The organism is Streptomyces aureoversilis (genome assembly GCF_042657885.1).
Taxonomy (GTDB): Bacteria; Actinomycetota; Actinomycetes; order Streptomycetales; family Streptomycetaceae; genus Streptomyces; species Streptomyces aureoversilis.
In genome coordinates this window covers 21,406-44,910 of the sequence record NZ_JBHSKJ010000020.1, presented here as the reverse complement: position 1 = coordinate 44,910, position 23,505 = coordinate 21,406, and the positions used below count along the sequence as shown (strand labels likewise).

At 72.8% G+C, this 23,505-nt stretch carries 21 protein-coding genes and 1 riboswitch; of the genes, 15 read left to right on the top strand and 6 right to left on the bottom strand.

What is annotated here, in order from left to right; all coding sequences use genetic code 11:
• Positions 1 to 8: 8 nt before the first annotated feature.
• Positions 9 to 2,327: a chitinase C-terminal domain-containing protein gene (locus ACFPP6_RS28680; RefSeq protein WP_382048554.1), complete on the bottom strand. Its 2,319-nt coding sequence runs from the start codon at positions 2,325 to 2,327 to the stop codon at positions 9 to 11.
• Positions 2,328 to 2,769: 442 nt separating this feature from the next.
• Positions 2,770 to 2,900: riboswitch (FMN riboswitch) on the top strand.
• Positions 2,901 to 3,065: 165 nt separating this feature from the next.
• Here ACFPP6_RS28680 and ribD point away from each other — a divergent pair.
• The 15 genes from ribD to ACFPP6_RS28605 all read left to right on the top strand — a co-directional run bounded on the left by ribD (position 3,066) and on the right by ACFPP6_RS28605 (position 17,112).
• Positions 3,066 to 4,190 carry a bifunctional diaminohydroxyphosphoribosylaminopyrimidine deaminase/5-amino-6-(5-phosphoribosylamino)uracil reductase RibD gene (ribD, locus tag ACFPP6_RS28675; protein ID WP_382048312.1) on the top strand — a complete coding sequence of 375 codons (1,125 nt, stop codon included), beginning with the start codon at positions 3,066 to 3,068 and terminating at the stop codon, positions 4,188 to 4,190.
• A gap of 2 nt (positions 4,191 to 4,192) precedes the next feature.
• On the top strand, positions 4,193 to 4,810 hold the full coding sequence (locus ACFPP6_RS28670; RefSeq protein WP_382048309.1) for a riboflavin synthase: 618 nt from the start codon (positions 4,193 to 4,195) through the stop codon (positions 4,808 to 4,810).
• On the top strand, positions 4,807 to 5,460 hold the full coding sequence (locus ACFPP6_RS28665; protein WP_382048307.1) for a nicotinamide mononucleotide transporter family protein: 654 nt from the start codon (positions 4,807 to 4,809) through the stop codon (positions 5,458 to 5,460). Before ACFPP6_RS28670 ends, ACFPP6_RS28665 begins: the two co-directional genes overlap by 4 nt.
• Before the next feature lie 91 nt (positions 5,461 to 5,551).
• A complete protein-coding gene (locus tag ACFPP6_RS28660) occupies positions 5,552 to 6,838 on the top strand; it encodes a bifunctional 3,4-dihydroxy-2-butanone-4-phosphate synthase/GTP cyclohydrolase II (RefSeq protein WP_382048305.1) in 1,287 nt (428 codons plus the stop codon).
• A 63-nt stretch (positions 6,839 to 6,901) separates the two neighbouring features.
• Positions 6,902 to 7,387: a 6,7-dimethyl-8-ribityllumazine synthase gene (gene ribH, locus ACFPP6_RS28655; protein ID WP_179080053.1), complete on the top strand. Its 486-nt coding sequence runs from the start codon at positions 6,902 to 6,904 to the stop codon at positions 7,385 to 7,387.
• 34 nt (positions 7,388 to 7,421) lie between these two features.
• The gene (locus ACFPP6_RS28650; RefSeq protein WP_058047755.1) at positions 7,422 to 7,691 is read left to right on the top strand and encodes a phosphoribosyl-ATP diphosphatase; all 270 of its coding nucleotides are present in this window, start codon (positions 7,422 to 7,424) and stop codon (positions 7,689 to 7,691) included.
• 81 nt (positions 7,692 to 7,772) lie between these two features.
• On the top strand, positions 7,773 to 8,621 hold the full coding sequence (hisG, locus tag ACFPP6_RS28645; RefSeq protein WP_179080054.1) for an ATP phosphoribosyltransferase: 849 nt from the start codon (positions 7,773 to 7,775) through the stop codon (positions 8,619 to 8,621).
• A 41-nt stretch (positions 8,622 to 8,662) separates the two neighbouring features.
• Positions 8,663 to 9,127: a PH domain-containing protein gene (locus ACFPP6_RS28640; protein ID WP_382048301.1), complete on the top strand. Its 465-nt coding sequence runs from the start codon at positions 8,663 to 8,665 to the stop codon at positions 9,125 to 9,127.
• Positions 9,128 to 9,362: 235 nt separating this feature from the next.
• On the top strand, positions 9,363 to 10,694 hold the full coding sequence (locus ACFPP6_RS28635; protein WP_382048551.1) for a hemolysin family protein: 1,332 nt from the start codon (positions 9,363 to 9,365) through the stop codon (positions 10,692 to 10,694).
• Positions 10,691 to 11,803 (top strand): hemolysin family protein, encoded by a 1,113-nt coding sequence (locus ACFPP6_RS28630; RefSeq protein ID WP_382048298.1) that lies wholly within the window; start codon positions 10,691 to 10,693, stop codon positions 11,801 to 11,803. Before ACFPP6_RS28635 ends, ACFPP6_RS28630 begins: the two co-directional genes overlap by 4 nt.
• Before the next feature lie 147 nt (positions 11,804 to 11,950).
• Positions 11,951 to 12,256 carry a CU044_2847 family protein gene (locus tag ACFPP6_RS28625; RefSeq protein ID WP_382048295.1) on the top strand — a complete coding sequence of 102 codons (306 nt, stop codon included), beginning with the start codon at positions 11,951 to 11,953 and terminating at the stop codon, positions 12,254 to 12,256.
• A 10-nt stretch (positions 12,257 to 12,266) separates the two neighbouring features.
• Positions 12,267 to 13,181 (top strand): trypsin-like peptidase domain-containing protein, encoded by a 915-nt coding sequence (locus tag ACFPP6_RS28620; protein WP_382048293.1) that lies wholly within the window; start codon positions 12,267 to 12,269, stop codon positions 13,179 to 13,181.
• Positions 13,178 to 15,583 carry a tetratricopeptide repeat protein gene (locus ACFPP6_RS28615; RefSeq protein WP_382048290.1) on the top strand — a complete coding sequence of 802 codons (2,406 nt, stop codon included), beginning with the start codon at positions 13,178 to 13,180 and terminating at the stop codon, positions 15,581 to 15,583. The genes ACFPP6_RS28620 and ACFPP6_RS28615 overlap by 4 nt, the downstream gene beginning before the upstream one ends.
• A 6-nt stretch (positions 15,584 to 15,589) precedes the next feature.
• A complete protein-coding gene (locus tag ACFPP6_RS28610; protein ID WP_382048287.1) occupies positions 15,590 to 16,423 on the top strand; it encodes a polysaccharide deacetylase family protein in 834 nt (277 codons plus the stop codon).
• Entirely contained in the window at positions 16,420 to 17,112 is a 693-nt protein-coding gene (locus ACFPP6_RS28605; protein WP_382048284.1) for a DUF5995 family protein, read from the top strand. Before ACFPP6_RS28610 ends, ACFPP6_RS28605 begins: the two co-directional genes overlap by 4 nt.
• 48 nt (positions 17,113 to 17,160) lie before the next feature.
• Here ACFPP6_RS28605 and ACFPP6_RS28600 read toward each other — a convergent pair whose 3' ends face one another.
• The 5 genes from ACFPP6_RS28600 to ACFPP6_RS28580 all read right to left on the bottom strand — a co-directional run bounded on the left by ACFPP6_RS28600 (position 17,161) and on the right by ACFPP6_RS28580 (position 23,451).
• Positions 17,161 to 18,861 (bottom strand): flavin monoamine oxidase family protein, encoded by a 1,701-nt coding sequence (locus tag ACFPP6_RS28600; protein WP_382048281.1) that lies wholly within the window; start codon positions 18,859 to 18,861, stop codon positions 17,161 to 17,163.
• Positions 18,862 to 18,921: 60 nt separating this feature from the next.
• Positions 18,922 to 19,731, bottom strand: coding sequence for a carbon-nitrogen hydrolase family protein (locus tag ACFPP6_RS28595; RefSeq protein ID WP_382048278.1), 810 nt, complete (start codon positions 19,729 to 19,731; stop codon positions 18,922 to 18,924).
• A 247-nt stretch (positions 19,732 to 19,978) separates the two neighbouring features.
• The gene (locus ACFPP6_RS28590) at positions 19,979 to 20,929 is read right to left on the bottom strand and encodes a LysR family transcriptional regulator (RefSeq protein WP_382048275.1); all 951 of its coding nucleotides are present in this window, start codon (positions 20,927 to 20,929) and stop codon (positions 19,979 to 19,981) included.
• Between the two features lie 154 nt (positions 20,930 to 21,083).
• Entirely contained in the window at positions 21,084 to 21,539 is a 456-nt protein-coding gene (locus tag ACFPP6_RS28585) for an Lrp/AsnC family transcriptional regulator (RefSeq protein ID WP_030365350.1), read from the bottom strand.
• A 157-nt stretch (positions 21,540 to 21,696) separates the two neighbouring features.
• On the bottom strand, positions 21,697 to 23,451 hold the full coding sequence (locus ACFPP6_RS28580; protein ID WP_382048271.1) for an amino acid permease: 1,755 nt from the start codon (positions 23,449 to 23,451) through the stop codon (positions 21,697 to 21,699).
• Positions 23,452 to 23,505: the final 54 nt, after the last annotated feature.

Sequence of the window (23,505 nt, the reverse complement as noted above, 5' to 3'; positions counted from 1 at the left end):
CCGCGGGCTCAGCAGGCGCCCGCGTCCTGCCACACCCCCCATTCGCCGGTGGTGCCGGGCTCGTCGCCCTGGGTCCACCACCGGGCCTTCCAGGAGTGGGACTTCCAGGAGACGGTGGCGCCGCCGTTGTAGACGGCCCCCTTGTCCCACTGGGGCGCGGTGCAGGTGCCGCCGGTGGGGGTGCCGGTGGGGGTGCCGGTCGGCGTCCCCGTCGGGGTGGGCGTGGGGCCGCCGGGGTCGACGACGGTCATGCCGCGGGCGTGGTCCCCGGCCAGGGCGTAGGTCCTGCCACCGAAGCTCACGCTCCAGTTGGACGGGGTCGACACCGGCAGGTAGTAGACGAAGTCGAGGTCCGCGGAGGCGCCGGGCGCGAGCGGCTGGGAGGCGGGGAGCTTGACGGAGACCCGGTTGTAGTCGCCCTTGAGGCCGCCGATGTTGTTGCCTGCGGTGTGGTCGCTGCGGATGACCTTCAGTCCCCAGCCGGACTGGTCCTTGGCGTTCCCGGGCGCGGAATTGGCGTAGTCGAACTGGAATTCCGTGCCGCCGGGGAGCGTGGCCTTGGTCCGGTTGGTGATGCGGACCTTCGGGTTGATCGGGTAGTTGCTGTCGCCGAGCGGGAAGTTCGTGAAGCTCACGTCCACGTCGAGCGCCTGGGAGGGCAGCTCGGTGGTCGCGCGGCGGGCGCCGTAGGCGGGGGCGGCCTTGAACGCGTCGTACATCGCGGTGGTGAGGGTGGTGCCCGGTTCGTACTGCCCCTTGGCGGCGTTCCAGCCGTAGTCGCCGGCGAGTTCCCAGACCATGGTCCCGCCGAGGCCCTTGTCGACGACGTACTGCGCCTTGGCCTTCACCGACTGCTCGTCCTCGGTGGACAGGAAGACCTTCTTCTCCGCGTTCCACAGCCAGGGCGCGGTCAGGCCAGCGTCGTAGTTACGGGCGTAGGTGCCGGTGAGCTTGGTGCCGGCGGGGAAGCCGTACTTCCCGGCGTAGTCCCCGACGACGCCCTTCTCCAGGTTCTTGGCGTGCCACATCGGGTTGGAGCCGGCCGGGGACTCCTTGCCGGCGTCGTCCTTGTCGTGCCAGAGGTTGTCGATGCCGACGGCGCCGTCGCCGCAGGTGGTGAGCCCGGAGCCGGCCGGGCAGGAGGTGGTCTTCGCCGTGCCCCACAGGCCGTTCGTGCCGCCGGTGACGTTCTTCCAGCCGCGCGTGTAGTACGGCAGCCCGAGGTTGATCCGGCCCGCGGGCATGGATCCGCGGAAGTAGTGGTAGGCCCAGTCGCCGTTGAGATAGCCGATCCCGCCGTACTGGGCGGTGGTGTAGACGCCCCACTTGGCGAGCTCGGCGTCCTTTCCGTCGTCGTGGAGCGCGGCATTGGGCCCGACGAATTCGTTCCAGGCGCCGTGCAGGTCGTACGACATCACGTTGACGTAATCCAGGTACTTCGTGGTCTGGTACGTCTCCATGCCGCGCAGCAGATATCCGGAGGAGGGTGCGGCGACGGAGAGGAGGTAGTGCTTCCCGTCCGCGGCGCCGGCCCGGTCGAGCTTTTCGCGGAGAGTTTTCATCAGCGCCGCGTAGCCCTTGTTCAGGCCGCCGCGCCGGGCGTTGGCGAGCGCCCAGTCCTTGGGGTTTCCGGCGTCCTTCATCGACGTGGGGTATTCGTAGTCGATGTCGACACCGTTGAATCCGTACTTCTTGACGAAGGCGACGGCCGAATCGGCGAAGGTGTCGATCCCGGCCTGGTTGACCGAGCCGTCGGCGTTGGTCGCCGTCCTGTAGAAGCCCCCCGAGTCGACGCGCTTGCCGTTCTCGTCGATGTAGCCGCCGGTCTCGGCCCAGCCGCCCACCGAGATGAGGGTCTTCACCTGGGGGTGCTGCTTCTTGTACTTGTTGAGCAGGTTGAAGTGGCCCTTGTAGGGCAGGTCCGGGTCCATCTCGGCGCCGGGGACGCCCGGCCAGGTCATGCCGGTGGCGGGGTTGTTCGCGCCGTCCGCGCCGACGGAGACCTTGTCGTCGGGGCCGATGTGCGCGAAGGCGTAGTTGAGGTGGGTGACCTTGTCCCAGGGGATGTCGGGGGCGAGGTAGGCGGGGGTGCCGTCCTTGCCGGTGCGCCAGCCCGTGAAGTAGCCGATGACGCGGCGCTGGTGGTCGGTGCCCATCTTCTCGCGGCCGGCGGAGTCGTAGACGGAGCAGTAGGGGACGTCGGTCCCGGGGGTGGTGTAGAGGCCGTCGGGGCGGCAGGCGGCGTGATCCTCGGCGTGCGACGTGGTCGCCGAGACCGTGCCGATCAGCAGCCCGGCCAGGGCGGTGCCGACGGCGGCGACGGTGATCCCGCGGCGGGCGCGGGGGCCGGTACAGGATCTCTCCCGGCGCTCCCGGTTCTCTCGGAACAACACGATCAGGTCCTCCAGGTGGGGTGCCCGGCGCGGCCGGGCGGGCGGGGGTGAGCGTCGTGCTGTGGCCCGCCGGTGTGCGCCCACCGGCGGGCCGTACTCCTCGGAGGTGTGGCAGAGGTTAAGAGGACTAGACCAGTGCGTCAATAGGTACGGACCAAGTCCGGGAAGGGCCCGAAATACGGAGCCCGGCGCTCCGCCACGGGGCCGCCGCACAGGGCCTCCGCGGCCCTCCCGCCCGCTTTCCGTCCGGCGTGTCCAGTGCGTCACATCGCCGTGGACACCGCGCCGCCGCCCGGCGTACGCTCGGTCCCGTCGACCAGCGGTTTCGAGAAGCCGCGGGCCGTACGCATGTAGCATGACCTGAAATTCAGAAACGCAGCGCACTCCGGGGTCGGTGAAAGTCCGAACCGGCGGTTACAGTCCGCGACCCGTCCGCAGCCAGCGGCCGGTTGACCAGGTGAAATTCCTGGACCGACGGTTAAAGTCCGGATGGGAGGCAGTGCGCGGCGGGTATGCATCGGCACACCGTCGCAGGTGGCCCGCCCTCACGGGCGGCCCTTCCCGCACGGCCCCGCAAGGGCCGTGGTGTCCCCCGTTGCGGCGTACCCGCTTCTTCATCGTCGTCCCGTACGACAGCCCCGGAGTCCGTGCCCGAAGAGGCAGGAGGACCCGGTGGCCACCGCGACCGAAGCAGACGCGATGCGACGCGCCGTAGCGCTCGCCGCTCGCGCCCTTGGCGCGACGAGCCCCAACCCCGTCGTCGGCTGCGTCGTCCTCGACCCGCGGGGCACCGTCCTCGGCGAGGGCTGGCACCGCCGCGCCGGCGGGCCGCACGCCGAGGTCGAAGCGCTCGCCGCGGCCTCCGCCGCGGGTCACGACGTGCGCGGCGCCACCGCCGTCGTCACCCTCGAACCCTGCAACCACACCGGCCGCACGGGCCCCTGCGCCCAGGCCCTGATCGCCGCCGGCATCGGCCGGGTCGTCTACGCCGTCGCCGACCCCACCGACGCCGCCACCGGCGGCGCGGCCACCCTGGCCGCCGCCGGTGTCGACACCGAGGGCGGCCTCCTCGCCGGCGAAGCCGCCGAGGGCAACGCCGCCTGGCTCACCTCGGTGCTCCACGGGCGCCCCTTCGTGCTGTGGAAGTACGCCGCCACGCTCGACGGGCGCAGCGCCGCCGCCGACGGCACCAGCCGCTGGATCACCTCCGCGGACTCCCGCGCCGACGTCCACCGCCTGCGCGCCGAGGCCGACGCCGTCGTGGTGGGCTCCGGCACCCTGCGCGCCGACGACCCCCACCTGGCCGTGCGCGACCGCGAAGGTGCCGTCCAGCCGCTGCGCGTCGTCATCGACACGCACGCCACGGTCACCCCCGGCGCCCGCGTCCTGGACGACGCGGCACCGACCCTGATCGCCGTCGGCGAGCACGCCGACACCACCCACCTGCCCGGCGCCGACGTCGTGCGCCTGCCCCGCGCCGCGGCCGGCGGCGGCCACGGCGGCCTCGATGTGCACGCCCTGCTCCGCGAGCTCCACGCGCGCGGCGTCCGCTCCGTGCTGCTCGAAGGCGGCCCCGCCCTCGCCGGCTCGTTCGTCGCCGCCGGTGCCGTCGACCGCGTCGTCGGCTATCTCGCCCCCGCCCTGCTCGGCGCCGGGCCGGCCGCCCTCGGCGACGCCGGCATCGGCACCATCGCCCAGGCCCTGCGCCTGGAGGTGACCGACGTCGCCCGGCTCGGCCCCGACCTGCGGATCACCGCAGTCCCCACCGCTTCCGCCACCGCCCCTGAGGAGAACTGACAGTGTTCACCGGAATCGTCGAAGAACTGGGCGAGGTCGTCTCCGTCGAGAACCTCGGCGACAGCTCCCTCTTCCGGCTCCGCGGCCCGATCGTCACCCAGGACGCCAAGCACGGCGACTCCATCGCCGTCAACGGCGTGTGCCTGACCGTCGTGGAGACCGCCGACGGCGAGTTCACCGCGGACGTGATGGCCGAGTCCCTCAAGCGCTCCAGCCTGGGCGCCCTCGTCCCCGGTTCGCGCGTCAACCTCGAACGGCCCATGGCCCTCGGCGGGCGCCTCGGCGGCCACCTGGTCCAGGGCCACGTCGACGGCACCGGCACCGTGCTGGAGCGGATCCCCGGCGAGCACTGGGAGATCGTGAAGATCGGCCTGCCGGCCGGGCTGGCCCGCTACGTCGTCGACAAGGGCTCCATCACCGTCGACGGCATCAGCCTGACCGTGGTCGAGGCGGGCGACGAGTACTTCACCGTCAGCCTCATCCCCACCACGCTCGAACTGACCACCCTCGGCATCAAGCAGCCCGGAGACCCGGTCAACCTCGAGGTGGACGTCCTCGCCAAGTACGTCGAGCGGCTGCTCGGCACGCCCGCCCGCGGCACCGGGGAGACCGTCGCATGAGCGCCATCGGCTGGCTCAACGGCGAGGCGTTCAGCGCCTTCGGGCAGCACGTCATCTGGTCCGACGCGATCGGCAACACCATCGGCCTCGCCGCGCTCGCCCTCGGCTGGCGGCGCTCCATATGGACCTGGCCCGTCCAGTTCCTCTCCGGCGTCATCCTCGTGGCCGCGTACGCCTCGGCCCACCTCAGCGGCGGCATCGGCAAGCAGCTCCTCGTGATCGGCGTCGCCGTGTGGGGCTGGCGCCAGTGGCACCGCGGCAAGCAGCAGGCCCAGGACGGCTCCATCGCCGTCCGCTTCGCCGGCTGGCGCGAGCGCACGGTGCTGCTGGCCGGCACTGCGCTCGGCACGCTGGCCGTCGGCGCCCTGTTCACCGCCGTGCCGGAGCTGTCCTGGAACCCCTGGCCCGACGCCTACATCTTCGTCGGCACGCTCGCCGCGATGGTGGCCCAGGCCCGCGGGCTCGTCGAGTTCTGGGTGGCCTGGCTGCTGGTCGACATCGTGGGCGTCCCGCTCGCCTTCAGCAGCGGCCTCCCCTTCTCCGGCCTCGTCTACGTCATCTACTTCGCCCTGGTCCTGTGGGGCATGCGCGACTGGTGGCTGCGCTCCCGCGAGAGCGTGAAGCCCGCACTGGAAGGAGCACTTTCGTGAGCGACGCACGCGCGGCCACCGGGCTGCAGCCGACCACGACACCCGCACCGCTGCGCCGCGCGGGCGGAGAAGCGAACAAGGGAGCAGGCGCATGACCATTCTGGAGACCGAGGACTGGCCCCTGAGCGGCGAGTTCGCGCTCGACTCCGTCGAGCGTGCCATCGCGGACATCGCCGCCGGCCGGCCCGTCGTCGTCGTGGACGACGAGAACCGCGAGAACGAGGGCGACCTCGTCGTTGCGGCGGAGAAGGTCACCACCGAGATCGTCGCCTTCATGATGAGCGAGTGCCGCGGCCTGATCTGCGTCCCCCTGGAGGAGGGCGACGTCGCGCGGCTCGACCTGCCGCAGATGGTCGCGGACAACACCGAGTCCATGCGCACGGCCTTCACCGTCTCCGTCGACGCCTCCCGCGCGCACGGCACCGGCACGGGCATCTCCGCCGCGGACCGGGCCACCACCATCCGCCTGCTCGCCGACCCCGCCGCCGTCCCCGGCGACTTCGTCCGGCCCGGCCACGTCTTCCCGCTGCGCGCCAAGCCCGGCGGCGTCCTGGTCCGCAACGGCCACACCGAGGCCGGCGTCGACCTCGCCCGGCTCGCCGGCCTGCGCCCGGCCGCCGCGATCGTGGAGATCGCCGGCGAGGACGGCGCGATGCTGCGCCTGCCCGAGCTGATCCCCTTCGCCCGCAAGCACGGCCTCGCGATCATCTCCATCGAGGACCTGATCGCCCACCGCCGGGCGGCGGAGGCCGCCGTGCACCGCGAGGCCGAGACCCGGCTGCCCACCGCCTTCGGCGACTTCCGCGCCTACGGCTACCGCTCCGCGGCCGACGGCGTCGAGCACATCGCGCTCGTCGCCGGCGACCTGGGCGACGGCGAGGACGTGCTGGTGCGCGTCCACTCCGAGTGCCTGACCGGGGACGTCTTCGCGTCGCTGCGCTGCGACTGCGGCCCCCAGCTGCACGCCTCCCTGGAGCGGATCGCCGGCGAGGGCCGCGGCGTCGTCCTCTACCTGCGCGGCCACGAGGGCCGCGGCATCGGGCTGCTGCCCAAGCTGCGCGCCTACGAGCTCCAGGAGGACGGCCGCGACACCCTCGACGCCAACCTCGAACTGGGCCTGCCCGCCGACGCGCGCGACTACGCTGCCGGCGCACGCATCCTCACCGACCTCGGCGTGCGCTCGCTGCGCCTGCTGACCAACAACCCCGACAAGACCGCCGCCCTCGTGCGCCACGGCCTGCGCGTCACCGGCCGCGAGCCCATGCCCGTCCAGGCCGGCGAGCACAACCTGCACTACCTGCGGACCAAGCGGGACCGCATGGGCCACGACCTGCCCTGGCTGGACGCGGACCGCGTGTCCGCCTGCGGCAACCAGTGATCATCACCTCACCGACCGAGCACCACCCCCACTGAGCACGACACCGAGCGAAAAGAGAACGACGTGAGCGGCAAGGGCGCCCCCGAGCTGAGTGTGAAGAACTGCCAGGACCTGCGGGTGGCCGTGATCGCCGCGCAGTGGCACGAGAAGGTCATGGACGGCCTGGTCGACGGCGCCCTGCGCGCGCTGCACGACCTCGGCATCGACGAGCCCACCGTGCTGCGCGTGCCCGGCAGCTGGGAGCTGCCCGTCGCCGCCAAGGTCCTCGCCGGGCGCGGCTACGACGCGATCGTCGCCCTCGGCGTCGTCATCCGCGGCGGCACCCCGCACTTCGACTACGTGTGCCAGGGCGTCACCCAGGGCCTCACCCAGGTGTCCGTGGACACCGGCGTGCCCGTCGGCTTCGGCGTCCTCACGTGCGACGACGACGCGCAGGCCCTGGACCGGGCCGGACTCGAGGGATCGAACGAGGACAAGGGCCACGAGGCCGTCACCGCCGCCGTCGCCACGGCGGTACTTCTGCGCTCGGTGTCCGAGCCCTGGCACTGACAGCGGGGGCGGACCCCGTAGGGTAGGACGCACCATGTCCAAGAAGACGTTCGAGGAGCTGTTCGCAGAGCTCCAGCAGAAGGCCGACGGCGACCCCGCCACCTCCCGCACCGCCGAGCTGGTGGGCAAGGGCGTCCATGCCATCGGCAAGAAGGTGGTCGAGGAGGCCGCCGAGGTGTGGATGGCCGCCGAGTACGAGGGCGCCGACGCCACCGCCGAGGAGATCTCCCAGCTGCTGTACCACGTTCAGGTGATGATGGTCGCCCGCGGGATCTCCCTGGACGACGTCTACTCCCACCTCTGACCCCGCCGGCACCGGCCCCCGGTGCCACCGCAGTTCCGCCCCGCATCCCGTACATCCCCACGCACGAAGGAAACCGACCTCATGCTGCGCATCGCCGTTCCCAACAAGGGTTCTCTCTCCGAGCCTGCGTCGGCGATGCTCCATGAGGCCGGCTACCGCCAGCGCAAGGACCGCAGGGAGCTCGTCCTCGTCGACTCGGCCAACGACGTCGAGTTCTTCTTCCTGCGCCCGCGCGACATCGCGGTCTACGTCGGCTCCGGCAAGCTCGACATCGGCATCACCGGCCGCGACCTGCTGCTGGACTCCGGCTCGCAGGCCGAGGAGATCATGCAGCTCGGCTTCGCCGGCTCCACGTTCCGCTACGCCACCCGGCCGGGCACGGCCAAGGACGTCAGCGAGTTCGGCGGCATGACCGTCGCCACGTCCTTCTCCGGCCTGGTCACCAAGCACCTCGCCGACAACGGCGTGGACGCCGCCGTCGTCCACCTCGACGGCGCGGTCGAGACCGCCATCCAGCTCGGCGTCGCCGAGATCATCGCGGACGTGGTGGAGACCGGCACCACCCTGCGCAACGCCGGCCTGGAGATCATCGGCGAGCCGATCCTGAAGTCCGAGGCCGTCGTCATCCGCCGCTCCGGCGCGCCGGCCGACGACCCCAAGGTGCAGCAGTTCCTCCGCCGCATGCAGGGCGTCCTCGTCGCCCGCCGGTACGTGATGATGGACTACGACATCCGGGTGGAGCACGTCGAGCGCGCCGTCGCCCTCACCCCCGGCCTGGAGTCGCCGACCGTCTCCCCGCTGCACCACGAGGGCTGGGTCGCGGTCCGCTCGATGGTCCCCTCCAGCGACGCCCAGCGCATCATGGACGAGCTGTACGAGCTGGGCGCCCGCGCCATCCTCACCACCAACATCCACGCCTGCCGCCTCTGACCGGCCCGGCCCCCTCCCCACCCAGCGAGAGCACCAGCGACGTGTCCACGCCCGCATCCCCGTCCGGCCTGCCCGGGCTCCCGGTCACCTTCCGCCCGACCCGTACCCGGATCGTGCTGATGAGCCTGGGCACGGCCCTGCTCGCCGTCCTCACGGCGGTGTCCTTCCTGCTCGACACGGCCACGGCCGGGGACCGGGCCTCCTTCATCGGCACCGGCCTGCTCGTCTTCGCCTTCCTCGGGCTGCTCAGCCGCCCCAAGGTGGTCGCCACCCGCGACGGCGTCACGGTGGTCAACCTGACCACCAAGCGGCAGCTGGCGTGGGCCCAGATCGTCCGGGTCACCCTGCGCCCGGGCGACGCCTGGGTCCATCTGGACCTGGCCGACGGCACGAGTCTGGCGGCCATGGGCATCCAGCCCGGCATCGCCAAGGAGCAGGCCGTCGCCAACGCCCGGGCCCTGCGCGCCCTGGTGGAGGAGCACGGCACGGGGCACTCCGCCACCTGATCCACGTCCGGTTTCCCAGGTGTTCCCCGAGCGGGGCGGCCCGCCTGTGAGTGCGGTTCCTTGATTACTCTGGTGCCACGGGCACACCCCTGCCCCGCCCCGCACGAGGAAACGGCCGTGGAACAGCGCGGCCCGCGGGGCACCTGCGACCCGAGGAGTGACTCCCTCCGGCAATGGACGGATCGTCCTGTAGTACCCGCGCCGCCGCCCACCCCACGGAGGCGGCGGCATGAGTATCACCGTGTCCCTGCTGCTGCTCGCGGCAGCACTCCTCCTCATCCTGGCGAACGGCTTCTTCGTCGCCGCCGAGTTCGGCCTGGTGACCGTGGAGAAGCCGGAGGCCGAACGGGCCGCGGCCGGCGGTGACCGCCGGGCCCGCACCGTCGTCGCCTCCCTGCGCGAGCTCTCCTTCCAGCTCTCCGGGACCCAACTCGGCATCACCATCACCTCGTTGGTCGTCGGCATGCTGACCGAGCCCGCCCTGGGCCACCTGCTCACCGGGCCGCTCTCCGCCACCGGCCTGCCCGCCGGAGCCGCGCCCGGTGTGGCCGTCGTCACCGGCATGCTGGTGGCCTCGGCCGTGCAGATGGTCATCGGCGAACTCGTTCCCAAGAACTGGGCGGTCTCCCGGCCCTTGCAGGTCGCGCGGTTCGTCGCCGGCCCGCAGCACGCCTTCGCCCACCTCTTCCGGCCCGTGATCACCCTGCTGAACGCGGTCGCCAACCGGCTCGTACGGGCCCTGGGCGTCGAGCCCGCCGAGGAGCTGGCCTCCGCCCGCACCCCGGGCGAACTCGTCTCCCTGGCCCGGCACTCGGCCCGCGCCGGCGCCCTGGAGCAGGACACCGCCGACCTCTTCGTGCGCACCCTCTCGCTCGGCGACCTCACCGCCCAGCACGTGATGACGCCCCGCGTGAAGGTCAGCGCCCTGCAGTCCTCGGCCACCGCCGAGGACGTCCTCAACCTCACCCGCGCCACGGGCCTGTCGCGCTTCCCCGTCTACCGGGAGCGCCTGGACGACATCACCGGCATGGTCCACCTCAAGGCCGCCCTGGCCGTCCCCGCCGACGAGCGGCTGCGCACCCCCGTCGGGCGCATCGCCGTCCCCCCGATGCTCGTACCGGGCACACTGCCCGTGCAGCCGCTGCTGGAGCAGCTGCGCAGCGAGCAGCCGATAGCCGTCGTCGTCGACGAGTACGGCGGTACGGCGGGCGTGGTGACCCTGGAGGACATCGTCGAGGAGCTCGTCGGCGAAGTCCGCGACGAGCACGACGCCGAGGACGCCCACCGGCCCGAACTGGCCCCCGTGGCCTGCGAGGACGGCCGCGCCGGGTGGGAGGCCGACGGCGGCTGCCGCGTCGACGCCCTGCGCCGCATCGGCCTGGAGGCGCCCGACGGCCCGTACGAGACCGTCGCCGGGCTCGTCGCCGGGCTGCTGGGCCGCATCCCCGCGGCCGGCGACACCGCCGAACTGCCCGGCTGGCGGATCTCGGTGCGCCTGGTCGCCCACCACCGGGCCGAACGGGTCCGGTTCGCCCGCACCGCCACCGGCAGGGGGGAGGCACGATGAGCGTGCTGCAACTCCTCTTCGCCGCGCTGCTGGTGCTCGCCAACGGCTTCTTCGTGGGCGCGGAGTTCGCGCTCGTGTCCGTGCGCCGCAGCCAGATCGAGCCGAAGGCCGCGGAGGGTTCGGCACGGGCCCGTACGGTCCTGACCGGCCTGGAGAACCTGCCGCAGATGATGGCCGCCGCCCAGTTCGGCATCACCGTCTGCTCGCTGACGCTCGGCGCGGTCGCCGAGCCGACGGTGGCGGCGCTCCTGGAACCCGTCTTCGAGGCGGCCCGGGTGCCCGCCGGGCTGATCCACCCGCTGGGCTACGTCATCGCGCTGGCCGCGGTGGTCTTCCTGCACCTGGTGATCGGCGAGATGGTGCCGAAGAACCTGGCCATGTCGGCGCCCGACCGGGCGGCGCTGTGGCTGGGCCCGGGGCTCGTGGCTTTCGCACGGGTCTGCCGGCCGGTCACCCGCCTGCTGGGCGCGTGCGCGCACGGCGTGCTGCGGCTCTTCCGCGTCGAGCCCAAGGACGAGGTGGAGGCCGTGTTCACCAGCGAGCAGCTCACCCACCTGGTCGAGGACTCCCGCCAGGCGGGGCTGCTGGAACCCGCCGAGCAGGAGCGCCTGGAGGACGCCCTGGAGCTGGGCAGCCGCCCGGTCACCGACGTGCTCCTCGCCCCGGCCTCACTGGTGACGGTCGACCCGTCCGTCACGCCGCGCGGCATCGAGGAGCTGACGGTACGGACCGGCTACTCCCGCTTCCCCGTGTGCGCGCCCGGCGGCGCCGTCATGGGCTACCTCCACGTCAAGGACGTCCTGGACCTGGAGGACCGTGAGCGCGCGGTGCCGCAGCACGTGTGGCGGCGCGTGGAGACCCTCCGGGCCGAACTGCCCCTGGACGACGCCCTGACGGTGATGCGCAGGGCCGCGGCCCACCTGGCGGCGGTCACGGACGCCTCGGGGCGGGTGCTGGGCCTGGTGGCCCTGGAGGACGTCCTGGAGAAGCTCGTGGGCGAGGTCCGCGACCCCTCCCACCGGGAGGAGGTCCCGGCGGCGGCCGTCCGGGTCGCCGACCCGCGGGTGCCGCGCAGGCCCCGGGAGCGCAGCGGCGTCCTTGCGGGCTAGGGGCTGCCCGGCGGGGAGGGCGGCCCGTCCGTCCTCCCCGCCGGGAACTCCCCCGATTCCCCTGCCGCGAGTGGCCCGCGTGGCTAGGCTGAACGAGCCGCCGCGTCACGGCCGGTGAAGCTCATGGAGTAATCGGGGGAGCCTGCCATGTCCGTACCGCTGGTCCGGGTGGAGACGGTGGAACTGGACGCGCAGGGGTCCCGGCAGATCAGCAGCCGGACCCGCCGCACCGCCTCCCTGGAGGAGCGCTCCGAGGAGCTGGAGCAGGCCATCACCTCCGCGTCCTCGATCGCGCAGGACGCCCTCGCCCGTATCCCGGAGCGCGACGGCTGGCGCGTCGGCAGCCTGCAGGTCACCTTCGGGGTGACGCTCACGGCCGAAGCCGGGGTGATCCTCTCGAAGGCGTCCGCGGAGGCGTCCTTCGAAGTCACGCTGACGGTGGAACGCGCCTGAGGGGCCCGCGGTGCCCGGATCCGGCTACGCGGTCGACCTCTACCAGGCGGACAGGCCCCTGGGCGCGGGGTTCCTGCTCACGCGGTGCTTCGTCCTGACGGCGGACCACTGCCTGCGGTACCTGTCCGGCGACGAGGAGCGCGTCAGCGTGCGCCTCGGCGACGGCACCGCGGTCGGCGGGCGCGTCTGCCGGCGCATCGAAGAGGCCGACCTCGCCCTGATCGAGGTCCTCGAACCGGAACTGGTGCCGCTGACGCTGCCCGTCGGGGACCTCCCCCGCCGCGGCGACCGCTGGCGCGGCCTGCACCGGCCGTCCCTGAGCGATCCCCACCTGGGCGGGCGCGTCGACGCGGACGCCGTCGACTACACGTGCGTGGGCGGCGGACGCATCCAGGCGATGCAACTCGTGGCGGAGCAGGCGCTCGGCGACTACTCGGGGTACTCCGGCGGGCCGGTCGAGCGCGTGACCACGGCGGAGCGGGGGGCGGCCCTGCTGGGCGTCCTGATCGAGCAGTACCCGGACCGGCAGGCACCCGACCGTGCGGCGAACGTGCTGTTCGCCGTGCCGCTCCGGGAGGTGATGAGCCGCTTCCCCCACTTCCGGACGGACCACCTGCTGCGGGCGCTGGAGCCGCCCTCGACCGTCGCGGAACCGGTGGGCCGGCACGAGGAGCAGTCCGCTACGAGAGGGGCGGCGGTTCCGCCGCCGGTCGCGGTCCCGGTGCCGGTCCCGGTGAACGACCCTCCCGGAGCGGAGCCCGCTCCCGTCTCCGTCGACATGGCGGTCGCCAAGGGCGAGGCGCTGCTCAGTGCGCTCAAGGAGTGGTCGGAACGGGGCCTCATCGACCCGGGGCAGGTCGCCGGGCTGCAGGTGCACATCGCAAAGAACGTCGTCGACCTGGCGCTGGGGGGTGAGGCGTCGTGACGGACGAACTGCGGGCAGCCATCGGGCGGGCGGAGGAGGCGGTGACCGGTGGGGGCGTGGGGTGGACGGCACTCGCCGTGACCGCCGGGGCCGCGCGCCGCGTCGTTGCCACGGGACGCCCCGGCGCCGTCGAGGACGTCTGTTATCTGGCGACGCTCCTGCAGGCGCTGGGATGGCGCCGGGACGCTCTGCTGATCCTGTGCTCCGGGTCTCTCGCCGTGCCGCACTCCCCCGCCCTCGACAGCTCCGCCAAAGCCGCGGCGCTCAACAAGCTGGCGGCGAGGATGGTCGACCTCGGGGAGCTGGAAGAGGCACGCCGCACGCTGGAAGCCGCGCGGGAACACGACGCCGAACAGCACGTACGGGCCGAGACGTTCGCCAACCTGGCCGCCGTCCACGCGCGCGCCGGCGACTTCGAGAAGGCCGAGCTCGTGGTGGGGCTCGCGCGCCTCGCGCTCGACGGAGGCGACGAGCGTCAAGTGCGCCTCCTTCTCTCCTCGGTCGACCTGGCGCTCGCGCGCTGGAGCAACGACCCGGTACAGCTCAGCGAAGTGGCCGACGGCGTGCGCGAAGCCGACCGGCGGGCGCTGGGCGCGCCGGAGCCGCAGCAGTCCGCGGACATCTCGGCGCTCGCCTTCCGGGCGGCGGTGGAGTTCGAATGGGCGCGGTCGCTGCGGGCCCACGAGCGCATGGCGCAGGTCACCGACGTGCTGGCCACCGTCGCGGCCCGGGCGGCCGCCGAGCTGGGCGCCCGCCACCCGCAGACCGTGACCGTGGTGGCCGACCTGGCCTGCGCGGAGTACGAGACCGTGCGGCGGACGGACGATCTTCCACGGCTGCAGCGCGCGGTACGGGCACTGGAGGAGGCTGCGCGACAGGCCTCGGACTGCTTCGGCGACCGCCACCCCCTCACCATCACCGCGCGGACGAACCACGCGTGCGCCGAGCTCGACCTCGCGCGGGCCATGGAGTCGCCCGGTCGCATGGCGTACGCGGAGGAGGCCCTCGACGAGGCCGGCCGCATCGCCACGGCCGGCTTCGGAGCGGAGCACCCCATGGCGCTGCTGCTGAAGGGGACCCTGAAGGCGTGCCGCCGGATGCAGGGCATGGACGGGACGACGATCGGCTACGGAAGCCGGCTCACGCTGGTGCGCACGGCCGTCGGCGGCGAGTGGCATCCCCGTGAGGAGCTCGTGTCCCCGGACGTCGCTTCCCGGGTGCTGAAGTCCGGCGCCCCGCCGCATCCCGCCTCCGCCTCGCTGGAGTTACTCGGCCTCCTGCAGGAGAGTCACGCACTCGCGCTCTCCCACAGCCGGCAGGGAAACTGGAGCCGGGCGCTCAGCGCGCACCGGCGGGTTGCGGCGGCCCGCGAGCGGCTGCTCGGGCAGGAGCACCCCGAAACCCTGGAGAGTCAGTACGAGATGGCCTTGGCGCTGTCCAGGCTGGGCCGTCACGCCGACGCGCTGGGGTTCTTCGGGCAGCTCGCCGGTGCCCGTGCCCGGGTGCTCGGCCCCGAGCATTCGGACACGCTCGCGGCACGCCAGGAGATGGCCTACGTCATGGGCAGGCTGGGGCGGCACTTCGAGGCCTTCCAGCTGTACTCCGAGGTGCTGGGCGCCCGGGAGCGCACGATGGGCCCGGAGCACCCGGACACGCTGCTCTGCCGGCACAATCTCGCGCACAGCCTCGGGCGGCTGGGGCGCTGGGAGGAGTCGTACCCCATGGCGTGCCAGGTGGCGGCCGCCCGGACCCGTACGCTCGGCCCGGAGCATCCCGACACCCTCGCCACGCTCTGCGAGGTCGGCTGCGCGCTCGGTGCGCTCGGCCGGTGGGAAGTGGCCCTCGCGATGTACGCCGGTGTCGCCGAGGCCCGGGGCCGGGTGCTCGGCCCCGACCACCCCGACACCCTCGCCGCCCGCTACGAGACGGGCATCTGCCTCGGGCGCCTGGGCCGCAGCGCGGAGGCCCTCGAGGTCTACGAGGCGCTCGTCGCGGACCGTGAGCGCGTCGAGGGCCCGGAGGCTCCGGAGACCCTGCGTGCCCGGCACGTGCGGGGCGTCAACCTCGGCCGGCTCGGCCGCTGGGAGGAGGCCTTGGCGGAGGCCCGTCTGGTCTGCGAGCTCCGGGAACACGTGCTCGGCCCCGAGCACCCCGACGCACTCGTCAGCCGCCGCGAAGTGGCCGTCGCCCTGGGGTGGCTGGGCCGCTGGGAGGAAGCGCTCGTCGCCTACCAGCATGTGGCGCGGGGCCGGGAGCGCGTGCTCGGGCCCGCGCACGGCGACACCCTCGCGAGCCTCAACGACGAGGCGCACTGCCTCGAACAGCTGGGCCGTACGGCCGAGGCCACCGCGCTCCTCCGCCGGGCGTCGGCCGCGCACCGCCGCCCGCGGGCGCGTCGTTGACGGGGCATGAGACCACTCACCGCATCCGTTCCGCCCAGGACGCCGGTCGTCACGCTGCTCCTGGTCCTCGCCGCCGTGCTCGCCCTCGTCCCTCCCCCGTCCCGCGCCACAGCCCCCTCCCCCGTCTCGGACCTCTACGGCTCGGACGTCAGGCGCCTGCCGGCCACCCGTCCCGTCGTCGCGCTGACGTTCAACGCGGCGTGGGACGAGGCCGGGATCGCGGAGGTGCTCGGTACGCTCACGCGGCTGGGCGTGCCCGCGGCGTTCTTCCCCACGGGGGACTTCGCCGACCGGCACCCCGGCGCCGTGCGGGCCATGGCGGAGCACGGGTTCGGGCTGGGCAACCATTCGTACAGCCACCCGTATTTCGACCGCATCGGCGCCCGGGAGGCGCAGGAGGAGGTGCTGCGCGCGGACCGGGCGATCCGGCGGGCCGGGAGGGTGGAACCCCTGCCGTTCTTCCGCTTCCCGTACAGCGAGGCGCCCGCGGACAAGGTCGCACTGGTCAACTCGCTGGGCTTCGCGGACCTCGAATTCACGGCCGACACGAAGGGCTACCTCGGCGCTTCCCGGGGCATGACCGTCGACCGGGCCGTCCGCCGCGCCCTTGACGCACTGACGCCGGGGGCCGTGATCCAGATGCACGTCGGCAGCGACGACGGCGGGCCCGTGCTCGACGCCCTGGCGCTGCCGCGGATCGTCGCGGGTGCGCGGGCACGGGGGTACGGGTTCGCGGACCTGCGCGCATATGCCGGGAGGGCCTGCCCGTTCATCCGTTCCGGTCAACTACCGCGCACGATCCCCTACTCTACGTATTCACATGTCACTCTGTGTGCATGACGCTGACTTGGGCGAAGCCCGCGGCACCCGCCGGCATCGAAGACGTACTGGCGCAGATGCGGATGCTGGACGGGGCCCTGCCGCCGCGGGACGGGGTGCACGTCTTCAACCGCGTGTACCTGAGGGTCACGGAGCGGGTCGCCGAGCAGGCGGGGGCCGGAGGGTTCACGGACGGGGCCGCGGCCACGGAGCTCGCCGTGCGGTTCGCGGCCCGCTACCTGGCCGCTGTCGACCACACGGCGGCGGGCCGGGAGCCGCCGGCGTGCTGGCGGCCGCTGTTCCAGCTGCGGGGCCATCCGGCCGTCCAGCCCCTGCAGTTCGCGCTGGCGGGGATCAACGCCCACATCGGGCACGACCTCGCGCTGGCCCTCGTCGACACCTGCCGCGCACTGCGCGGCAGACCCCACCTGATGGAGGCCGACTTCGAGCGGGTGGGCGGGCTGCTGGTCGCCATGGAGGAGCGGATCCGCGAGGACCTGATGCCCGGGCCGGATCTGCTGGACGTCGCCGATCCGCTCACGCACCTGGTGGGTTCGTGGTCCCTGCAGGCGGCGCGGCGCGGGGCGTGGGCGTCCTTCCGCGCGCTGTGGGCCGTGCGCGGCCTGCCCGACGTGGCCGAGGAGCTGACCGGCCGGATCGACTCGAGCGTCGGGCTGGTGGGGCGCTGCCTGCTCACGCCCTTGGGGTGAGGCCCCCCGAGCTGGGGGGCTCGGGGGGCCTCGGTCAGGGAGCCCGGGTCAGTCCTCGGGCAGCTCGACCGGCGCGAGCTCGTCGTAGCGGTCGCCCGGGCCCGGGTTGGACGGGTCGGTCTCTCCACCGAACTGGTGCATGATGCCCCACACGGCGTTGAGCGCGGTCTGCACGGCACCCTCCGCCCAGCCGGCGGTCCAGGAGATGTCGTCGCCCGCGAGGAAGAGCCCGCGCTTGTCCTCGGGCAGGCGGTCCTGCATGAAGTGGGTGAACAGGCGCCGCTGGTAGCGGTAGTGGCCCGGCAGGTTGGCCTTGAACGCGCCCATGAAGTAGGGCTCGTTCTCCCAGGAGACGGTGACCGGGTTGCCGATGATGTGCTTCCGGATGTCGACCTTGGGGTAGATCTCGCCGAGCGACTTGAGCATGACCTCCAGGCGCTCGTTCGCCGACAGCGGCAGCCACTTGAGGCTGTCGTCGCACCAGGTGTACGAGAGGCAGATGACGGCCGGCTTGTCGGGCCCGTCGTCCAGGAGGTAGGTGCCGCGCGTCATCCGGTCGGTGAGCGTCATCGACATGACGTCCCGCCCGGTCTCCTCGTCCTTGTCCAGCCAGAACGGCCGGTCCACCGGCACGAACAGCTTGGAGGACTCCATGTAGTGGGTGCGCTCCATCGCCGTCCAGTGGTCGATGGGGAACAGCGAGTCGTCGCAGGCGATCTTCGACAGCAGCATCCACGACTGGGCGGTGAAGACCGCCGCCTTGTAGGTGCGGATGTCGCCGGAGGCGTCGGTGACGGTGATGCCGTTGCCCGCGGTGCGGTGCAGACGGGTCACGGCCGGGCGCGGGTCGCCGCCGTGCAGCGAGGACAGCGAGGTGCCCGGGGCCCAGTGGACGAGCTTCTCCGGCTCGCGCTCCCACAGCCGCACCGGGAGCTGCTGGCTGCCGCCGACGATGCCGCGGTGGTGGTCGTCGGCCTCGGTGTAGACGACCCGCAGGATCTCCAGGATGGAGTTGGGGAAGTCGGTGTCCCAGCCGCCGGTGCCGAAGCCGACCTGGCCGAAGATCTCACGGTGCCGGAAGGACTTGAACGCCTCCGACTCGCACAGGAAGCCGTAGAAGGTCTGGTTGTCGAGCTTCTCGACCAGCTTCGCCCAGATCTCGCGGATGCGCGGCACGTCGCGCTCGCGCAGGGCGCGGTTCATGTCGGAGAAGTCCGCGCCCTCCTCCAGGCAGGCGTTCCACGCCTCGGCGACCTCGCGGTAGACCGGGGGCAGGTCGTCGATGGTGTGCGCGTAGTGCGACTCGCCCTTGAGGTCCACGACGGTCGACGGGGTGTCGGGCGCCAGCGGGTTGGGGAAGGGCTTGGTCTCCAGGCCCACCAGGTCGATGTAGTACTGCAGCGCGGTGGAGCTCGGGGGGAAGCGCATCGCGCCCATCTCGGCGGTCAGCGAGGGGTCGCAGCCCTCGAAGCCGACGGTGCGCAGCCGGCCGCCGATCTTGTCGGCCTCGTAGACGACGGGCTTGAGGCCCATCTTCATCAGCTCGTAGGCGGAGATGATGCCCGACAGGCCGCCGCCGATGACGGCGACCTCGGCGCCGTGCTCGGTCGCCGGTATCTGCCCGAGGCCCGCCGGGTGGGCGAGGAAGTCGTCGTACGGGAAGGGGAAGTCCGGGCCGACCATGGTGATCGGCGGCAGGGCCGGCTCCGACGGCTCGTCGTGGGCGGCGGTGGGCACCATGGACGTCATCGGCTGAACTCTCCTGCGAAAAGTGGGGGTTGCGGCTCTGAGGGGCCCGGAGGCGGTGGGTCAGACGAGTGAGGCGTACAGCTCCGGACGCCGGTCGCCCAGGTAGGTGTTCTCGGCGCGGGAGGCCTTCAGCAGCGCCGGGTCGACGTCGGCGACGATCAGGTCCTCCCCGCTGCCCGCCCGCGCCCGTACGGTCCCGTCGGGGGCGGCGAGGCAGCTGAGGCCGGCGAAGGTGAAGTCGCCCTCGTCGCCGCAGCGGTTGGCGTAGGCGATGTAGAGCTGGCTCTCCCAGGCGCGGGCCGGGACGATCGTCTGCGGGACGATCTCGTACGGGCGCATCAGCGCGGTGGGCGCGAGCAGCAGCTCGGTGCCGGCCAGCGCGTGGGCCCGCACCGGCTCGGGGAACTCGACGTCGTAGCAGATCAGCAGGCCGAGGCGGAGGCCCGCGAAGTCGGCCTGCACCACGGCCTCGGAGCCGGGCCGGAAGTGGGCCGTCTCGTACGCGCCGAAGAGGTGGGTCTTGCGGTAGTTGGCCAGACGGGCGCCGTCGGGGCCGATGAGCTGCAGGGCGTTGTAGACCGTGCCGCCGTCGGCTTCGTCGCGCTCGGGGTAGCCGTAGCCGACGGCCAGGCCGTGCTCGGCGGCGATGCGGGCGACCGCGCGGGCGCCGGGGCCGTCGGCCGGCTCGGCGCGCTCGCGGACCGCGTCCCCGAGGGCGTAGCCGGTGAGGAACAGCTCGTTGGTGAGCAGGATCCGCGCTCCCGCGGCGGCGGCCCGGCGGGCGGCGCCGTCGAGGGCGGCGAGGCTGTCCGAGGTGGAGGAGGGAACGCCGGCGGGGCCCTGGTACAGCGCGATACGCGGCGGCGTCATACGGCCTCACTTCACCTGGTCCGGAGGGGGCGTGCGGTACCCCTGCGGGGGCGTCGCGTTAAGACGCCTTGACGGTACGGTCCGCCGTCCTGACCGGACAAGGCGCCTCCGTTGCGTGGAGGTGGATGATTCGTTGCGCCTTTCCGCCGTTTCGGCGCGATTCGTTGCGTGGGGCCTCGCCGAGGCGCGCGGAGCCGTGCCCGGGGCCGGTCCGGCGGTGCCGGACCGGCCGCGCGTGCGGGGAGGCTCAGGCCACCGCGCGGACCGTGTCGCGGACGACGTCGCGGAGCCAGCGGTGGCCGGTGTCCGCCTCGTGGCGGGGGTGCCAGGCCATGGAGACCTCGATGGGCGGGAGGTCCAGGGGGACTTCGAAGGTCACGAGGCCGAGCGCGTCCGCGGCCGGGCGGGCGACCCGTTCCGGGACGAGGCCGACGGCGTCGCTGCCGGCGACGACGAAGAGGGCCGAGGCGAGCGTGGGGGCGGTGCCGACGACGCGCCGCCGCAGGCCGTGCGCGGCGAGGGCCTCGTCGACGGGCCCGGAGAGACGGCCGCGCCGGGAGTCGAGGAGGTGGCTCGCGGCGGCGTAGCGGCGCAGGGTGACGGGCCCGTCGAGGAGGGGGTGGCCGAGCCGGGCGACGCCGACCATGCGGTCCGTGGTGAGGGGCTCGACGCGGATCTCGGGTTCGTTGCGGTCGATGACGCCGATCTCGAGGTCGAGGGGGCCGTCACGGAGGGAGGGGACGCCGGCGGCGTCCTCGGCGAGGAAGCGGAGGGTGACGCCCGGTGCCTCCCTGGAGGCGCGGCCGAGGAGGGCGGCACCGAAGGCCAGGACGTGGCTGTCGTGGCCGCTGAGGGTGAAGGCCCGCTGCAGGCCGGACGGGTCGGCGGGCGCGGCGGGGGCGAAGAGGGAGCGGGCGTCGGCGAGGACGCGGCGCACGTCGGCCCGCATGGCCAGGGCGCGGGGGGTGGGGACCATCCGGCGGCCGGCACGGACGAGCACGGGGTCGCCGAGGGCGCGCCGGATACGGCCGAGGGTGCGGCTCATGGCGGGGCCGGACAGGCACAGCCGCTCGGCGGCGGCCGTGACGCTCTCCTCGGCGAGCAGGGCGTCGAGGGCGACGAGCAGGTTCAGGTCGATCCTGGCCAGCTGGTCGGTCGGCGATCCGGGGACGCGCCTCTCAGCTGCTTCTTTGCTCATAACGCAAGTATGGCGTTCACGCCTTGCGCTTGACAGCAAGACGGCGGCGCCGTGCGCGCCGAGGTGCTCTCGGCGTGCACGGGCGCGGTGGCGCCGGCTTACCGGGTGGCCGCCGTGGTGATCGTAGGGCCGGCGGCGACGGTGGCTGCGGGGCTCAGGAGGGAGCGCCGGAGCTGAAGCGGCGCAGCAGCGGGGAGAGCACGAGCACGGACTTGGTCCGCTCCACGAAGGGCTCCCCCGCGATGCGCTCCAGCACGCGCTCGAAGTGGCGCATGTCGGAGGCGAAGACCTGCACGAGGGCGTCGGCCTCGCCGGTCACGGTGGAGGCGGACGCCACTTCGGGGTAGCGCGACAGGCCGCGGTGGATGGCCTCGGGCGAGGTGTTGCGGCGGCAGTAGATCTCGATGAACCCCTCGGTCTCCCAGCCGAGGGCCGCCGGGTCCACGCGGACGGTGAACCCGGTGATGGCGCCTTCGGCGCGGAGCCTGTCCACGCGCCGCTTCACGGCGGGCGCCGACAGACCGACCTCCGCGCCGATGTCGGCGTAGGAGCGCCTGGCGTCTTCGGCCAGGGCGTGCACGATGCGTTCGTCGAGCTCATTCAATCGCACGGCGGGTGGATCACATTTCTACGGGTAACCAGCTACTGCTACTACCAGCAGTAGATCACGTACCCGGCCGTGATCCCGACACGTGTTCCCGCTCCGCCCGCCGGGTCCGCGGACGGCGGACCCGGCGGGCAGGATCACGGGAGTGACGCGGAGAAGATCACTTCTTCTTGCCGCGCGCCTTCTTCCGCGACTTCGGCCGGCTCTTGCCGGCGGTCTTCCTGGCCGCCGTGGCCCCGGTCTTCGCACCGGCCTTCGCGCCGGCCTTCGCCGCGGGCTTCACCGCCGGCTTCGCACCTGCCTTGGTCGCGGGCGTCGTACCGGCCTTGGCCACGGACTTCGCCGCGGGCTTCGCACCGGCCTCGGCGGCCACCGGCTCCTTCGTCAGGACGGCCCCGGCAACCCCCTCGACGGACAGGCGCGACCGGCGCATGCCGTAGAAGAAGTAGATCAGCAGACCGACGAGCATCCAGCCGCCGAAGACCTGCCAGGTGATGACGTCCAGGCTGGCCATCATGTAGAGGCACATGGCGAAGCCCAGCACCGGGAAGATCAGGCCGAGCGGAACCCTCGCCGAGCCGATCCGGACGCGCACGCCCGAGAGCGGCACCTGGAAGCTGCGGTGCATGTCCGGGCGGGTGAAGCGCAGCACGATGACGGCGACGTTCACCAGGGCGAAGGCGAAGAGTGTGCCGATGCTGGTGGCGTCGGCGAGCTGGCCGAGCGGGACCGCGGCGGCCAGGATGCCGCAGAACAGCGAGACGATCACGGTGTTCGCCATCGGCACGCCCTTGCGGTTGACCTTGGCGAAGGCCTTGGGGACCAGACCGTCGCGGGACATCGCGAAGAGGATGCGGGTCTGGCCGTACAGGACGGTCAGCACGACGCTCGCGATGGCGATGACGGCGCCGGCGGCGAGCAGCACGGCCCAGAAGCTCTGGCCGGTGACGTCCTTCATGATCCCGGCGAGCGCGGCCTCGGAGCCCTCGAAGTCGCCCCACGGCATGGCGCCGACCGCGACGGCCGCGACCAGCACGTACAGCACCGTGACGATCAGCAGCGACAGCATGATCGCCTTGGGCAGGTCCTTCTTCGGGTTCTTGGCCTCCTCACCGGCGGTGGAGGCGGCGTCGAAGCCGATGTAGGAGAAGAACAGCGTGGCGCCCGCGGCGCTGACGCCGCCGAGGCCGAGCGGCATGAACGGGGCGTAGTTGCCGGCGCGGATGCCCATGAAGGCGACGGCGCAGAAGAGCAGCAGGGCCACGATCTTCACGCCGACCATGATCGTGTTGGCGCGGGCGCTCTCCTTGGCGCCGCCGATCAGGAAGGCCATGCAGAGCAGCACGACGAGCAGGGCGGGCAGGTTGAAGATGCCGCCGTCGGCGCCGGGCGGGTTGGCCAGGGCGGCCGGGATGGTGACGCCGATGGTGCCTTCGAGGAGCTCGTTGAGGTACTGGCCCCAGCCGACGGCCACGGCCGCCACGGAGACGCCGTACTCCAGGATCAGGCACCAGCCGCAGACCCAGGCGATGATCTCGCCGAGGGTGGCGTAGGCGTACGAGTACGAGGAGCCGGAGACCGGGATGGTGCCGGCGAGCTCGGCGTAGGACAGGGCCGAGAACAGGGCGGTGATGCCGGCGAGCACGAAGGAGATCACGACGGCCGGGCCGGCGTCGGGCACGGCCTCGCCGAGCACGACGAAGATGCCGGTGCCGAGCGTGGCGCCGATGCTGATCATGGTCAGCTGCCACATGCCGAGCGAGCGGCGCAGGCTGCCGCCCTCGCCCTGGCCGCCCTCGGCGACCAGACGCTCGACGGGCTTGCGGCGCATCAGGCGGGCGCCGAAGCCGGTGGACTGCAGCGGGGGAAGCTGCTTGCCGCCGGTGGCAGGTGGCGCAGTGCCTTGGTCCAACACGGGGTTGCTCCGTTCATGACTGCCGGTCGGGGGTACCGGTCCGGAAGCGGGGAT

Coding starts and splice junctions, on each gene's coding strand:
- ACFPP6_RS28630 (WP_382048298.1), top strand. CDS start 10,691: ATGAGCGTGCTGCAACTCCTCTTCGCCGCGCTGCTGGTGCTCGCCAAC.
- ACFPP6_RS28595 (WP_382048278.1), bottom strand. CDS start 19,731: ATGACGCCGCCGCGTATCGCGCTGTACCAGGGCCCCGCCGGCGTTCCC.
- ACFPP6_RS28665 (WP_382048307.1), top strand. CDS start 4,807: ATGAGCGCCATCGGCTGGCTCAACGGCGAGGCGTTCAGCGCCTTCGGG.
- ACFPP6_RS28625 (WP_382048295.1), top strand. CDS start 11,951: ATGTCCGTACCGCTGGTCCGGGTGGAGACGGTGGAACTGGACGCGCAG.
- ACFPP6_RS28660 (WP_382048305.1), top strand. CDS start 5,552: ATGACCATTCTGGAGACCGAGGACTGGCCCCTGAGCGGCGAGTTCGCG.
- ACFPP6_RS28610 (WP_382048287.1), top strand. CDS start 15,590: ATGAGACCACTCACCGCATCCGTTCCGCCCAGGACGCCGGTCGTCACG.
- hisG (WP_179080054.1), top strand. CDS start 7,773: ATGCTGCGCATCGCCGTTCCCAACAAGGGTTCTCTCTCCGAGCCTGCG.
- ACFPP6_RS28590 (WP_382048275.1), bottom strand. CDS start 20,929: ATGAGCAAAGAAGCAGCTGAGAGGCGCGTCCCCGGATCGCCGACCGAC.
- ACFPP6_RS28600 (WP_382048281.1), bottom strand. CDS start 18,861: ATGACGTCCATGGTGCCCACCGCCGCCCACGACGAGCCGTCGGAGCCG.
- ACFPP6_RS28605 (WP_382048284.1), top strand. CDS start 16,420: ATGACGCTGACTTGGGCGAAGCCCGCGGCACCCGCCGGCATCGAAGAC.
- ACFPP6_RS28650 (WP_058047755.1), top strand. CDS start 7,422: ATGTCCAAGAAGACGTTCGAGGAGCTGTTCGCAGAGCTCCAGCAGAAG.